We start from the raw sequence: 12,767 nt of genomic DNA on the forward strand, positions 1-12,767 counted from the left end.
CTCCAAACTCTATCAGTGTTTTTCCGTCTCCCTGACCACCGTCCTGCGGGCATGCAGAAGGAGACCCAGAGATAGGATCTGACAAGTTGGATGCTGCCAGGCAGCGATGCTTGTTCACATCACTCAGCCTCAAGCAGGGGTACGACTGTACACGGGGCCGCAGAGTGGGTGCAAATCGATTAGGGTAGAGTGGTCTAGACCTCTTACCGGGAGCTCTCGAACGGAACCGGGACTTCCCATGACATACGCTGCTCAACAGCGTGCCGTCCGGGTCAAGCGCTGACGGCCCACACATGAATCTCCACCCCTGGGAGGCTTCCCATGACCACCGTGACGTCCCCGCTCGCCGGACGCGCCATCGGACTGAGCGCCGTGCCGGATCCGGTCTTCTCCGGGGCCATGGTCGGCCCGGGCACCGCCATCGACCCCGTGCGTGAGCCCTCCGAGGCCGTCGCACCCGTGGACGGAGTCATCGTCTCCCTCCACCCGCACGCCTTCGTCGTCGTGGACGCGGAGGGACACGGTGTACTCACCCACCTCGGCATCGACACCGTGCAGCTGAACGGCGAGGGCTTCGAGCTGCTCGTGAACAAGGGCGACACCGTGACCCGCGGTCAGGGCATCGTGCGCTGGGACCCGACCGCCGTCGAGGCCGCCGGCAAGTCGCCGGTGTGCCCGATCGTGGCGCTGGAAGCCACGGCCGAGTCCCTCTCCGAGCTCCGTGAGGACGGCGACGTCAAGGCGGGCGACATCCTCTTCGCCTGGAAGTGATGTCATGGCCGTCGTCATGACGGCACCTACGACAACCACCGCGGCGGCGGGACCCGCCGCACTATCGGAGACGGGTGAGATGGAGACAACGCTGCGAGGCGTCGGTGTGAGCCACGGGGTGGCGATCGGCGAGGTTCGGCACATGGGAACGGCGGTGCTCGAACCGCCTGCCAAGCAGATCCCGGCCGAGGATGCGGAGCGCGAACAGGGGCGCGCCCGTCAGGCTGTGGAGGCTGTGGCGGCCGACCTGATGGCGCGCGGCAATCTGGCGGGGGGCGAAGCCCAGGCGGTGCTCGAGGCGCAGGCCATGATGGCCCAGGATCCCGAGCTGATGGCGGATGTGGAGCGGCGGATCGCCGTCGGCAGCACCGCCGAGCGCGCGGTCTACGACGCCTTCGCGGCTTACCGGGACCTGCTGGCAGGTGCCGGTGAGTACCTCGCCGGGCGCGTCGCGGACCTCGATGACGTGCGGAATCGTATCGTCGCACGCCTGCTCGGTGTACCGATGCCAGGTGTTCCGGACAGCGACGAGCCGTATGTCCTGGTCGCGCGGGATCTCGCGCCGGCGGACACGGCGCTGCTGGACCCCACCCTGGTCCTCGGTTTCGTCACTGAGGAGGGTGGGCCGACCAGCCACAGCGCGATTCTGGCCCGGGCGCTTGGCGTGCCGGCCGTGGTGGCGCTGCCGGGTGCCGGTGAGCTGGCCGAGGGCACGATGATCGCGGTGGACGGCAGCACCGGCGAGATCTTCGTGAACCCCAGCGACCAGAAGAAGGCTCAGCTGGAAGCCGCGGCCGCCGAGCGCAAGGCAGCGCTGGCCGCGTCGACCGGGCCGGGTGCCACCTCAGACGGTCACAAGGTGCCGCTGCTCGCCAACATCGGCGGCCCCGCGGACGTGGCGGCCGCGGTTGAGGCCGGCGCCGAGGGTGTCGGCCTGTTCCGGACCGAGTTTCTCTTCCTGGACGACGACAAGAAGGCGCCCGCGGAGGCGAAGCAGGTCGAGGCCTATCGGCAGGTTCTCGAGGCGTTTCCCGAGGGCCGTGTTGTCGTGCGGGTGCTGGATGCCGGTGCGGACAAGCCGCTGGACTTCCTGACTCCGGCCGACGAGCCGAACCCGGCCCTGGGCGTGCGCGGTCTGCGCTCCCTCCTCGACCACCCGGAGGTGCTGCGTACGCAGCTGACCGCGCTGGCGAAGGCGGCCGAGGGTCTGCCGGTCTACCTCGAGGTGATGGCCCCGATGGTGGCGGACCGCATCGACGCCAAGGCGTTCGCGGACGCGTGCCGGGAGGCCGGGCTGCAGGTGAAGTTCGGCGCGATGGTCGAGATTCCGTCGGCGGCGCTTCGGGCGCGTTCGATCCTTCAGGAGGTCGAGTTCCTGTCGCTGGGGACGAACGACCTGGCGCAGTACACGTTCGCCGCCGACCGTCAGGTGGGCGCGGTGTCCCGGCTTCAGGACCCGTGGCAGCCCGCGCTGCTCGATCTGGTCGCGCTGTCCGCCGAGGCGGCGAAGGCCGAGGGCAAGAGCTGTGGTGTCTGCGGTGAGGCCGCGTCCGACCCGTTGCTGGCGTGTGTGCTGACCGGTCTCGGTGTCACCTCTCTTTCTATGGGTGCGGCGTCCATTCCTTATGTCCGGGCGACGCTGGCGAAGTACACGCTCGCGCAGTGCGAGCGGGCCGCGGCGGCCGCTCGGGCGGCCGACACTGCCGAGGATGCGCGCAACGCGGCTCGGGCGGTGCTGTCCGGCGAGTAGGCGGACCGAGCCGTCGACGGCTCCTCTTCCGGGGCGCTCCACCTGCGGGTGGGGCGCCCCGTCCGTGTCCGTGAGCGGATGGTCAGTGGCGATGCTCCGCGGCCGGTCCCTGCTCTCCTTCCTCTCCGGTCTCTCCCGTCTTTCCTGCCTCTCCGGCCCTTGCGTCCTCTCCCAGGTCGGGTGGTTCGCAGTAGTCGACACCTGATTCCGGAGAGATGAGGTCACCCGACTCGACGTCGGTGCAGTAGGCGTCGAAGACCTCGCCGGCGATCAGGGGTTCGAGGCCGTCTCCGCGCAGGCGCCAGCCGTAGATGCGGTCGGATGTGCCGGGGGCGGTGGTCCGCATGACCAGTCCGCCGGGGCGCTGGGTGGCGATGCCCAGGGCCAGGACGGTGGTGAATTCGAGGGCCTCGGCCTCGTCGAGTTGTGTGGTGCCGTCGGCGTCCTGGTCCGCGTGGAGGGCGGCGACGAGGGTTTCCGGTGTGCTGGAGACGCTGCATACGAGGTGCCGGTTGCCGGGCGGGGCCGTGTCGAGGATGCGGACGAGGAGGTTCGAGGCGCGGGCGAAGGCCGTGCGGCCGATGTCCTCGCCGCAGGTCGCGCAGGCGCCGACGCGGGCCAGGAGTGTAGATGCGTACTCCCAGGTCGCCTGGCGTACTGCTTCGTCGACGAGGACCGGGACGAGGTCGGCGAGCTTCTGGCCTTCGTAGGGAACCGTGGGGCCGGTGGTGGCCAGTTCGGCTGTGAAGCGTGTGCGGCTCGATGGGAGGTCGGGGTCGAGGCCTCCGTGCTCGCAGAAGTCGGCGTACTCCTGTGGGTCGAAGAGGGCCACGGTGGTGTGGCTGCCCTCGGCGGCGCGTGTTTTGAGCAGGGCTTCCACCTGCCGCAAGTAGGTTTCGTGGTCGTCGAACGTGAAGCTGCGGTAGCGCCGCATGGCCTGGAAGTCGTACTCGTCCGTGAGCAGGCCGATCGTGCCGGCGATTTCGCGGTGCAGGACGCGTCGCATGGTCTGGTGGTCGGTGTGCGCCATGTTTCCCCCTGTGCAGTCGATCAGTGCTCACTCACAGTAACCGGCCGCACTGACAACGGGGTCCGAGCGAGTCGGCGGCGGAGGGAAAGCGCAGGTCACGGCAGCTTTTGGGCGAGCAGCGGCCTCGGACGTCGACGTCGCGGTCGGTGAGTCCGAGGCCGGTTGCGGGGCTGGGCTTGCGCGGGTGAGGAGTCAGGTTCGCTTGCGGGCGAGGTCCTCGTAGAAGTGGAGCAGGTCGAGGTTGTCGATCGAGCCGGGGTTGACCGCCTTTTCCAGCGGGGTGCCCTGGAGCAGGCGTTTGACCGGGACTTCGATGCGCTTTCCGGTGAGGGTGTGCGGGATTCCGGGGACCTCGATGATCTCGTCGGGGATGTGGCGGGGTGAGAGCTGCTCGCGGATGGTCTGCTTGATGCGGTTCAGGAGGGCCTCGTCGAGGACGGCTCCGGGGGCCAGGTGTACGAACAGGGGCATCCAGTAGCCACCGTCGGGCTGTTCGATGCCGATGACGAGGGATTCCCTGATCTCGGGCAGGCGTTCCACGGCTTCGTAGATGTCGGCCGAGCCCATCCGCACGCCCTGCCGGTTGAGTGTGGAGTCGGAGCGGCCGTGGATGATCACGGAGCCTCGGGACGTCACGGTGATCCAGTCGCCGTGGCGCCAGACGCCGGGGTAGGTGTCGAAGTAGCTGTCGTGGTAGCGGCTGCCGTCGGGGTCGTTCCAGAAGTAGATCGGCATGGACGGCATGGGGTTGGTGACCACGAGTTCGCCGACCTCGTCGGTCAGGGGTTTGCCGCTCGGGTCCCAGGACTGCAGGTCGGTGCCCAGTCCGGGGGCCTGGAGTTCGCCGATGTACACGGGAAGGGTCGGTACGGCCCCCGCGAAGCAGGAGCACACGTCCGTGCCGCCGCTGACGGAGGCGATCCACAGGTCGTGGCGGACCTCGTCGTGCAGCCAGCGGAAGCCATCGGGCGGAAGGGGCGAGCCGGTGGTGGCCACGCATTGCACGCGTGAGAGGTCGTAGTCCCGCCCGGGGTGGATGTCCGCCTTGCGGCAGGCCATGACGTACGCGGCGGAGGTGCCGTAGAGGGTGGCTCCCGTGCGTTCGGCGACCCGCCATTGGGCGCCGGTGTCGGGATAGCCGGGGCTGCCGTCGTAGAGGACGATCGTGGTGCCGGTCAGGAGGCCGGAGACGAGGAAGTTCCACATCATCCAGCCGGTGGAGGTGTACCAGAAGAAGCGGTCCTCGGGGCCCAGGTCGCAGTGCAGGCCGAGCTGCTTGAGGTGCTCGACGAGGATGCCGCCCTGGGACTGGACGATGGCCTTGGGGAGGCCGGTTGTGCCGGAGGAGTACAGCACCCACAGGGGGTGGTCGAAGGGCACCTGTTCGAACACGGGTTCCGTGTCCGCGCTGGTCAGGGCCGACCACTGGAGGGCGCCTTCGGGAGCTTCCGTGCCGAGGAGCGGGATGTGGACGACGGCGCGCAGGGTGGGCAGCTCGCGGCGCAGTTCGGCGACGATGTCGCGGCGGTCGTGCTCCTTGCCGCCGTAGCGGTAGCCGTCGACGGTGAACAGGACGACGGGTTCGACCTGCTGGAAGCGGTCGAGGACGCTGCGGGCGCCGAAGTCGGGGGCGCAGGAGGTCCAGACGCCGCCCACGGCGGCGGTGGCGAGGAGGGCGACGACGGCTTGGGGGATGTTCGGGAGGTAGCCGCTGACGCGGTCGCCGGGGCGTACGCCGAGGGCGCGCAGTTCGGCGGCCAGGGAGCCGACCTGGCGGCGGAGTTCGGACCAGGTGACCGGGCGTGGTTCGTGGGTCTCGTCGACGTACAGGAGGGCCGCTTCGTCCGGGCGGGTCGCGGCAGCTCGCAGGGCGTGTTCGGCGTAGTTCAGGGTCGCGCCGGGGAACCACTGCGCCCCGGGCATTGATCGGTCGGCCAGCACGCGCGCGTAGGGCGTGGCGAACCGTACGTCGAACCACTCGGTGACGGCTCGCCAGAACGTGTCCAGTTCGTCGACGGACCAGCGGTGCAGCGCGGTGTAGCCGCCCTCGCCCGGCGCGCCGTGGTGCTGGGCAGCCCATGCCTGGAACTTGGTGATCTGCGCCTGGGCGATGCGTTCCGGATCTGGCTGCCAGAGCGGCTGGGGGTTCACGATCGACATGGGCGGCTCCCGGACTGTGCGCGTCGTGTGCGTCGCTCGCGCACGGGCTGGGGTGTGCGCGTGACGCGGCTGACACGGACGATGCCATGTGATCGACTTCTGCACCAGGGTGCCGCCCACATAGTCCGTGTCATGAAGATGTGGTCCCGGCACGGGTGAACGGCAGTTGAACGACACACACGTGTACGCCGGTCAGTGGCAGGGTGAGCAGCATGGACGGTCGTGACCTGGTGCATTCGGTGAAGGCGGTCGGTTTCGCGGGGGCGGCTCAGGGGTTGCGTACCGTCCGCGCGGCGTGGCGCAGGCGCCGTGCGGACGCCACCGGCCTGCCTCGGCGGGGCGCCGAACGCGCGCGGGTGCCCGGACAGGTGCAGGAGGTGACGCCCGGCCTGGGGGGCGGCGTTCTGCGGTTCACCCGCTCCGAGCTGCGGATCATCGTCACGGTGAGCGGGGCCGTCTTCTGGGGCTGGGACGGTGCGGGTCCCGAGCCGTCGTATGCGCTCGCGGGGCGCTGTCCTGAGCCCGACCCCCGGGCGGTGCTGGAGCCGGACAAGGACGGCGGCTGGCGGGTCGTGGCGGAGCGTGTGACGGTCGTCGTGTCACGGAACGGCGCCGTCGAGGTGCGCACCCCTGGTGGCGTGACCCTGCGCCGGGATCTGCCGCCGCGGTGGTGGGAGCCGGTCGGGGGTGGGCGGGCGCGCTGGATGCAGCGGTCCGAGGTGTCCGCCGACGCGCGTTTCTTCGGGCTGGGCGGACGCTCGTCGGGGCCCCGGCTGCGGGACGGAACGTACCGGCTGTGGAACACCGACCAGGGGCGGGCGTTCGCACCTGGCGACGATCCGCTGTACATCACCATGCCGGTGCAGCTGGTGGTGGCCGACGCCGGCACGCATCTTGTGTTCCACGACACCTCGTGGGACGGCACGGTGGCGCTGCGGGAGGGCGAGGAGGGGGCGGGTTCCGGGCACGACCGGGCGGGGATGTGCGAGATGCGCATGGACGGCGGTCCGCTGCGCTGCTGGGTGATCGTGGGCACTCCCGCGCGCGTGCTGCACGCCTGGGCCTCGCTGACCGGAGCGCCGGCGCTGCCGCCGGCGTGGGCGCTCGGCCACCATCACGCGCGGTGGGGCTTCGGCAGTGAGCAGGAGGTGCGGCGGATCATCACGGGGTATCGGGAGCACGGTCTGCCGCTCGACGCGGTGCACCTGGACATCGACCACTACGACGCCCATCAGGTGTTCACCGTGGACCGGGAGCGGTTCCCGAAGCTGCCGGCGCTCGCTGAGGAACTGCGGCGGGACGGGATCAGGCTGGTGTCGATCGTCGACGCCGGGGTGAAGGCCGAGCCGGGCAACGAGGTGTACGACAGTGGGACGGCCCACGACGCTTTTGTGCGGGATGCGTCGGGACAGCCGGTGCGCGGTGTGGTGTGGCCGGGTGAAGTGGTGTACCCGGACTTCACGCACGCGCGCGTGCGCAAGTGGTGGGGTGGCCTCTACGAGGAGCGGCTCGCTCAGGGGTTTTCGGGGTTCTGGCACGACATGAACGAGCCGACGTCGTTCGCCGCGTTCGGGGAGCCGACGCTGCCGCGTTCGGCCCGGCACGACTTGGAGGGGCGGGGCGGCGATCACCGCGAGGCGCACAACGTGTACGCCTTGTGCATGGCCAGGGCGGGCTACGAGGCGCTGCGCGAACTGGCCCCGCGACAGCGGCCGTTTCTGTTCTCGCGGTCCGGCTGGGCCGGCATGCAGCGTTACGGGGGCACCTGGTCCGGTGACGTCGCCACCGGCTGGCCGGGCTTGCGCGCTTCGTTGTCGCTGGTCATGGGGCTGGGGCTGTGCGGAGTGCCGTACTCGGGCCCGGACGTGGGCGGCTTCGACGGGAGTCCCTCGCCGGAGCTATATCTGCGCTGGTTCCAGCTCGGCGCGTATCTGCCGCTGTTCCGCACACACGCGAGTCTGCGGGCGGGGCGCAGGGAGCCGTGGGAGTTCGGTGCCGAGGTGCTGGAGCACGCGCGCGTGGCGCTCGTCGAACGCCGGCGGCTGCTGCCGTACTTCCTGACGCTGGCGCACCTGGCCCGCCGTACAGGGGCGCCTTATGTGCGGCCGGTGTGGTGGGGCTCGCCCGAGGATCGGGCTCTGCGCGACTGTGAGGACGCCTTCCTGCTGGGCGACTGTCTCCTGGTGGCGCCGGTCCTCGATCCGGGCGCGGACCGGCGTGCGGTGCAGCTGCCGCGGGGGCTCTGGTATGACACGGCCACGGAGGAGGCGTACGAGGGTCCGGCACAGGTTCTTGTCGACGCCCCGTTGTCGCGGATTCCGGTGCTCGCGCGCGCGGGTGCCGTGATCCCCACGCGCGGGACGGACGGCGGGCTGGAGTTGGAGGTGTGGGCTCCCGCCCGGGGGCGGACCGGGGCCGGGCTGGTGGTGCCGGACGCCGGGGACGGGTGGGAGGAGCCGGAGATCGAGCGTTACGTCACGCGTTGGGAGGGCTCGCGGGTGGTCGTCGAGCGGGAGGGCGGCGGGGAGCCGCCCCACCCGGTGCGGGTCCGCGGGCTCGGAGAGCGCTGACTCAGACGTACCGGCCCTCGAACCAGGCCCGGACGGCGAGCGTGTGCAGCGGGAAGGCGAGTTCCTCGGGCCTGCGCAGAAGGTGCCAGCCCTCCGTCTCGTCCGTGGCGGTGGACTCGGGCAGGCGATCGGCAGGGCGTTCCGGAAGGACGCCGAACAGCAGCAGATGACCGTCGGGAGAGCTCATCGCGTCGACGAGCCGGACATCGCGGCTCGCCGCGTCGATGCCGGTCTCCTCCTTGAGCTCGCGGACGAGTGCCTGCCGCCAGTCCTCACGGTCGCCGATGTAACCGCCGGGCAGGGCAATGCCCCCGCGCGCGGGGGCGATGGTTCGGGTGATGACGACGAGAGCGGTGCCCTTGGTGTCGTACACGGGCTGGAGTGCGACCGCGACCGGCAGCGGATTGCGGTAGGCGACGGTGCCGCAGGCCGGGCAGGTGCGGGGCCAGCCGGAGACGCCCTCTCCGTAGGGCGATCCGCAGCTCGAACAGTGGGAGTCCGGCGCGGAGTTGGGGGCGGAGTGCTGAGTTTCGGACACGCGGCGGACTGTATCCGATCTTGCGGAGGGCGTCTCTTGCAGGTGGCCGAGTGGCCCGTGGGCTGGGCTTTCACGGATGGGCCGTCGAGGTCCTTAGCGCTTCCCCGGATCCGGTGGCACACTTCTGACACATCGTCAGTTCTTGTCAGCGGGAGGGACCTTGTCGCGTACACGAACACCCGTGGTCGATGGTTGGTTCACCGGTGACGGGGACGACTTCCGACTCCTGGGCACGCGCTGCTCGGCCTGCGCCGCGGTCTTCTTCCCCCGCGAGGACGTCCACTGCCGCAATCCCGGATGTCCCGGGGGCGATCTGGAGGAAGTGCCGCTGTCACAGCGGGGGTACATCTGGTCGTACACGGACAGCCGGTACCGGCCTCCGTCACCCTACGTGACCGATCCGGAACTTCCGTGGGAGCCGTACGCGTTGATCGCTGTGGAGCTGGAGTCCGAGCGGATGGTGGTGCTGGGACAGGCGGCTCCCGGGTTCACCGTCGCCGATCTGGCGGTGGGCATGGAGGTGGAGGTCGTTCCCGGCGTGCTGCACGAGGACACGGAGACGATCTGGACGACGTGGCACTGGCGGCCGACGGGGGTGGCGATATGACGGGGGATGTGGCGGTGCTGGGAGCGGGAATGCACCCATGGGGCAAGTGGGGACGGGGATTCGTCGAGTACGGAGTGGCGGCGGCACGCGCGGCGCTTGCCGACGCGGGACTGGAGTGGCGGCAGGTCGGCTCGATCGTCGGTGCGGACACCGTACGCAGCGGCTACCCCGGGTATGTGGCCGGGGCCGCCTTTGCCAAGGCGCTGGGCTGGCAGGGGGCGCGGGTCACCAGCGTGTACGCGGCGTGCGCGTCGGGAGCGCAGGCCATCAGCACCGCGCGGGCACAGATCCTCTCGGGGCTCGCCGACGTGGTGCTCGTGGTGGGTGCCGATGCCGCGCCCAAGGGCTTCTTCCGGCCGGCGGGAGGTGACCGGCCTGACGATCCCGACTGGCTGCGGTTCAGAGTGCTCGGGGCGACCAATCCGACGTACTTCGGGCTGTACGCGCGGCGCAGGATGGCTGTCCATGGCGACACCCTGGAGGACTTCACCCAGGTCAAGGTGAAGAACGCGGCGCTCGGCGCGCTGAACGCCAACGCGCGGTACCGCAAGCCGGTCACCGCTCAGGAGGTCGCTGCCTCGCCGGTGGTCGCCGATCCGCTGCGGCTGCTGGACATCTGCGCGACCTCGGACGGAGGTGCGGCCCTGGTGCTGTCCAGCATGGAGTTCGCGCGTCGGCACGGGGTGGCGGAGCCTGTGCGGATCCGGGCGGTGTCCACGGTGACGCCGCGTTACCCCAACACCGTGCTGGATCTGCCCGAGATCGCGACGGACTCCGCAGTGGCGGTGGATCCCACCGCCGAGACGTTCCGGGCCTCGATCGCCCGCGCTGCCTACGAGGAGGCGGGCATCGGGCCCGACGATCTGTCCCTCGCCGAGGTGTACGACCTGTCCACGGCACTGGAGTTGCAGTGGTACGAGGACCTTGGGCTGTGCGGCCAGGGCGAGGGCGCGGAGCTGCTGCGGGACGGCGAGACGGCTCCGGGCGGTCGCATACCCGTGAACATGAGTGGTGGGCTGGCGTCCTTCGGGGAGGCGGTCCCGGCTCAGGCAATCGCTCAAGTTTGCGAGGTGACATGGCAGTTGCGGGGGCAGGCCGGTGATCGCCAAGTCGCCGGGGCACGCGTGGGGATCACCGCCAACCAGGGGCTGTTCGGGCATGGGTCCGCGGTGATCGCGGTGCGGTGAGGAGCGGGCGGTACCTGTGGTGTGCGGGCGCCCGGTCGTACACTCACACACTCCCGTGCAGGCTGTTCGTACGCTGTGTGATCGGCCCGGAATCCTGCGTGAACGTCTCATGAACTGGGCCTCAGCGCTCTCTGGGGCCGTCATCATGCTGCCGTGCGCTCCTGGTCGGATACTCTCCGCTTCGCTTTCCAACCGGTGGTCAACTTGTCCACGGGCGGGATCGCGGCACTGGAGATCCTCGCCCGCCCGGAGGCCGGCGACATCCTGGCCGAGGCGCGTCGGGATCCCGAACTCGATAGCCAACTGGCCGTGTTGGCGGTGCGCGCGGCGGTTCGCAAGGAGTCGCTGCTGCCGCTGCACGTGAACGTGTTCGCCGGGACGCTCGCCGACCTCGGCGGGCTCGGCTCGCTGCACGCCGCCGTGCGCGCGGCGGGACGTATGCCGTGGGAGGTGACGATCGATGTCGGCCCGCCCTACACGCATGTGCCGCAGCAGGCGCTGCTGGAGGCGGTGACCGCGCTGCGCGAGCAGGGCTTCCGGATCAGCGCCGACGGCGTCGGGGACGGGGACGTACCGCTGCGACTGCTCACGGACATCGCGCCGGACGTGGTGAAGCTCGACGCGTCGCTGCTGGCGCGGCCGGCCGCGGTGCGGGCGATGCGGACCCTGTGCGACGAGCTGCGGGCGCTGCTGTGCGTGGAGGGCGTGGAGACCGAACTGCAGTTCGCGACAGGGTTGGGGGCCGGGGCACAACTGGCGCAGGGGGAGCTGTTCGCGCCGCCGGCCAGGCTGCCGGCGGTGGACGTATACGTTCCGCCCCGCTCCCCCGAGGTCCAGGCGCCGTCACCCTCGGGACCACTGGTGCGGGAGTTCGTCCGGCCGGCCGCGCTGCTGCCCGCGAACGCGTCCGCGGCCCAGGTGCGGGCGCTGCTGACCGGGTCGCCGGATGTGTCCGGCGTGCTGCTCGTGGACCGGGACGGGGTGCCCGTGCGGTCGGTGCACCGGTCGCGCTTCCTGCTGTCCATGTCGGGCCGCTACGGGCACGCGCTGTACGCCGACCGGCCTGCGGCCAAGCTGGGTGATCCACCGCGCACGGTGGGCATCGACGCCACCGCCTGGGAGGTACTGGAGGTGGTCGCGGACGGCGGGCGGGACCGTACGTCGGACGACGTGGCCGTCGTCGACGCGTACGGGCGGTGTGTGGGCGTCGTACGGCTGGCGGACCTCGTACGGGCGCTGGCCGAGACGCGCGTCGAGGAGGCGGCCGGGCTCAATCCGCTGACGCGGCTGCCCGGGTCGGACGCGATCACCGGTGAGGTGGACCGGCGGATCGCGGACGGTCGCCCGTTCGCGCTGAGCTGGCTGGATGTCGACCATTTCAAGCAGGTGAACGACGGGGCCGGGTTCGCGGCCGGCGACGAGCTGATCCGTTCGGTGGGGCGGGCGCTGCAGCTCGCGGCTTCCGGGAGCACACGCGTGGGGCACATCGGCGGGGACGACTTCCTGGTGCTCGCGGATCCGGAGGGGCTGGATCCGCTCGCGGCCTACGTCCTGGACACGCCGTGGTCGGCGGGTGGGCGGCCGGTGACGCTGTCCCTGGCCACCGTGCTGTGCGCGCCGGGCAGCGTGACGGATCACCGAGAGGCTGCGGCCTGTCTGGCGCCCCTGAAGCAGGCCGCGAAGTCGCTGAGCGGGGCGAGCTGGGTGCTGGGCCACGCCGGGCTGCCCGGGCACGAGGTCCGGCGTGGCGCGGAGCCGACGCCGAGCGAGGCCGGGTGTGCGGTGGGGGAGCCCGGCAGGGGCTGAGAGCGCCCGGAGAGCCGGTGCGGGCCGACCGGCACACCCGTACGGGTTAACGGCGTCGCACGGTGCCGTCGTAGCGTGGCGGCCCCCTGCGAGCGCGGTCTCGCGCGCCGGGGCGGGCGCGGTCTCGTGAACGGGTGTCGTCAGCGAACTTGACGCCCCCTGAGCGCCGGTGAACACTTCCCGTTGTCAGCCGACATCGCCGTACATTCTCGGCGTAATCCGGCACTGCGCCGTGTGGGCTTCTGAGCCGAGGCCCACTCCCCCGCCCGGTCGGCTGCGACGGCACGCTCGTCACGGACGCCGGACGGAGCGCGGGATCCTCCCTGGCTCCGACTGATCGGCACGGGA

General features: G+C 70.8%; 9 protein-coding genes. 6 read left to right on the forward strand and 3 right to left on the reverse strand.

The features are described from left to right. The first annotated feature begins 321 nt into the window (after positions 1-321). Together SSP24_RS32560 and ptsP are read left to right on the forward strand one after the other, a co-directional pair. On the forward strand, positions 322-771 hold the full coding sequence (locus tag SSP24_RS32560; RefSeq protein ID WP_141313568.1) for a PTS sugar transporter subunit IIA: 450 nt from the start codon (positions 322-324) through the stop codon (positions 769-771). 79 nt (positions 772-850) lie between these two features. Next, positions 851-2,521 carry a phosphoenolpyruvate--protein phosphotransferase gene (ptsP, locus tag SSP24_RS32565; RefSeq protein ID WP_141313608.1) on the forward strand — a complete coding sequence of 557 codons (1,671 nt, stop codon included), beginning with the start codon at positions 851-853 and terminating at the stop codon, positions 2,519-2,521. A gap of 82 nt (positions 2,522-2,603) precedes the next feature. Here the strand turns inward: ptsP and SSP24_RS32570 are convergent, their stop codons facing one another. Both SSP24_RS32570 and SSP24_RS32575 read right to left on the reverse strand, forming a co-directional pair. Further along, positions 2,604-3,551, reverse strand: coding sequence for a DUF8829 domain-containing protein (locus SSP24_RS32570; RefSeq protein ID WP_229866314.1), 948 nt, complete (start codon positions 3,549-3,551; stop codon positions 2,604-2,606). Between the two features lie 192 nt (positions 3,552-3,743). After that, positions 3,744-5,711: an acetoacetate--CoA ligase gene (locus SSP24_RS32575; protein ID WP_141313569.1), complete on the reverse strand. Its 1,968-nt coding sequence runs from the start codon at positions 5,709-5,711 to the stop codon at positions 3,744-3,746. 212 nt (positions 5,712-5,923) lie between these two features. Here SSP24_RS32575 and SSP24_RS32580 point away from each other — a divergent pair, with 212 nt between their 5' ends. Beyond that, positions 5,924-8,281, forward strand: coding sequence for a glycoside hydrolase family 31 protein (locus SSP24_RS32580; RefSeq protein WP_141313570.1), 2,358 nt, complete (start codon positions 5,924-5,926; stop codon positions 8,279-8,281). Between the two features lies 1 nt (position 8,282). Here the strand turns inward: SSP24_RS32580 and SSP24_RS32585 are convergent, their stop codons facing one another. Beyond that, positions 8,283-8,819 carry an NUDIX domain-containing protein gene (locus SSP24_RS32585; protein ID WP_141313571.1) on the reverse strand — a complete coding sequence of 179 codons (537 nt, stop codon included), beginning with the start codon at positions 8,817-8,819 and terminating at the stop codon, positions 8,283-8,285. A 181-nt stretch (positions 8,820-9,000) separates the two neighbouring features. Here SSP24_RS32585 and SSP24_RS32590 point away from each other — a divergent pair, with 181 nt between their 5' ends. The 3 genes from SSP24_RS32590 (at position 9,001) to SSP24_RS32600 (ending at position 12,419) form a co-directional block, all read left to right on the forward strand. Next, entirely contained in the window at positions 9,001-9,426 is a 426-nt protein-coding gene (locus SSP24_RS32590) for a Zn-ribbon domain-containing OB-fold protein (RefSeq protein WP_141313572.1), read from the forward strand. Further along, positions 9,423-10,613 (forward strand): lipid-transfer protein, encoded by a 1,191-nt coding sequence (locus SSP24_RS32595; RefSeq protein WP_141313573.1) that lies wholly within the window; start codon positions 9,423-9,425, stop codon positions 10,611-10,613. Before SSP24_RS32590 ends, SSP24_RS32595 begins: the two co-directional genes overlap by 4 nt. A gap of 153 nt (positions 10,614-10,766) precedes the next feature. Further along, the gene (locus SSP24_RS32600) at positions 10,767-12,419 is read left to right on the forward strand and encodes a GGDEF domain-containing protein (RefSeq protein WP_141313574.1); all 1,653 of its coding nucleotides are present in this window, start codon (positions 10,767-10,769) and stop codon (positions 12,417-12,419) included. Positions 12,420-12,767 lie beyond the last annotated feature (348 nt).

It is taken from the genome of Streptomyces spinoverrucosus (assembly GCF_006539505.1).
Classification (GTDB): Bacteria; Actinomycetota; Actinomycetes; order Streptomycetales; family Streptomycetaceae; genus Streptomyces; species Streptomyces spinoverrucosus.

What these genes read in the sequence shown, in the direction of transcription:
- SSP24_RS32560 (WP_141313568.1), top strand. Translation starts at nt 322, where the DNA reads ATGACCACCGTGACGTCCCCGCTCGCCGGACGCGCCATCGGACTGAGC.
- ptsP (WP_141313608.1), top strand. Translation starts at nt 851, where the DNA reads ATGGAGACAACGCTGCGAGGCGTCGGTGTGAGCCACGGGGTGGCGATC.
- SSP24_RS32570 (WP_229866314.1), bottom strand. Translation starts at nt 3,551, where the DNA reads ATGGCGCACACCGACCACCAGACCATGCGACGCGTCCTGCACCGCGAA.
- SSP24_RS32575 (WP_141313569.1), bottom strand. Translation starts at nt 5,711, where the DNA reads ATGTCGATCGTGAACCCCCAGCCGCTCTGGCAGCCAGATCCGGAACGC.
- SSP24_RS32580 (WP_141313570.1), top strand. Translation starts at nt 5,924, where the DNA reads ATGGACGGTCGTGACCTGGTGCATTCGGTGAAGGCGGTCGGTTTCGCG.
- SSP24_RS32595 (WP_141313573.1), top strand. Translation starts at nt 9,423, where the DNA reads ATGACGGGGGATGTGGCGGTGCTGGGAGCGGGAATGCACCCATGGGGC.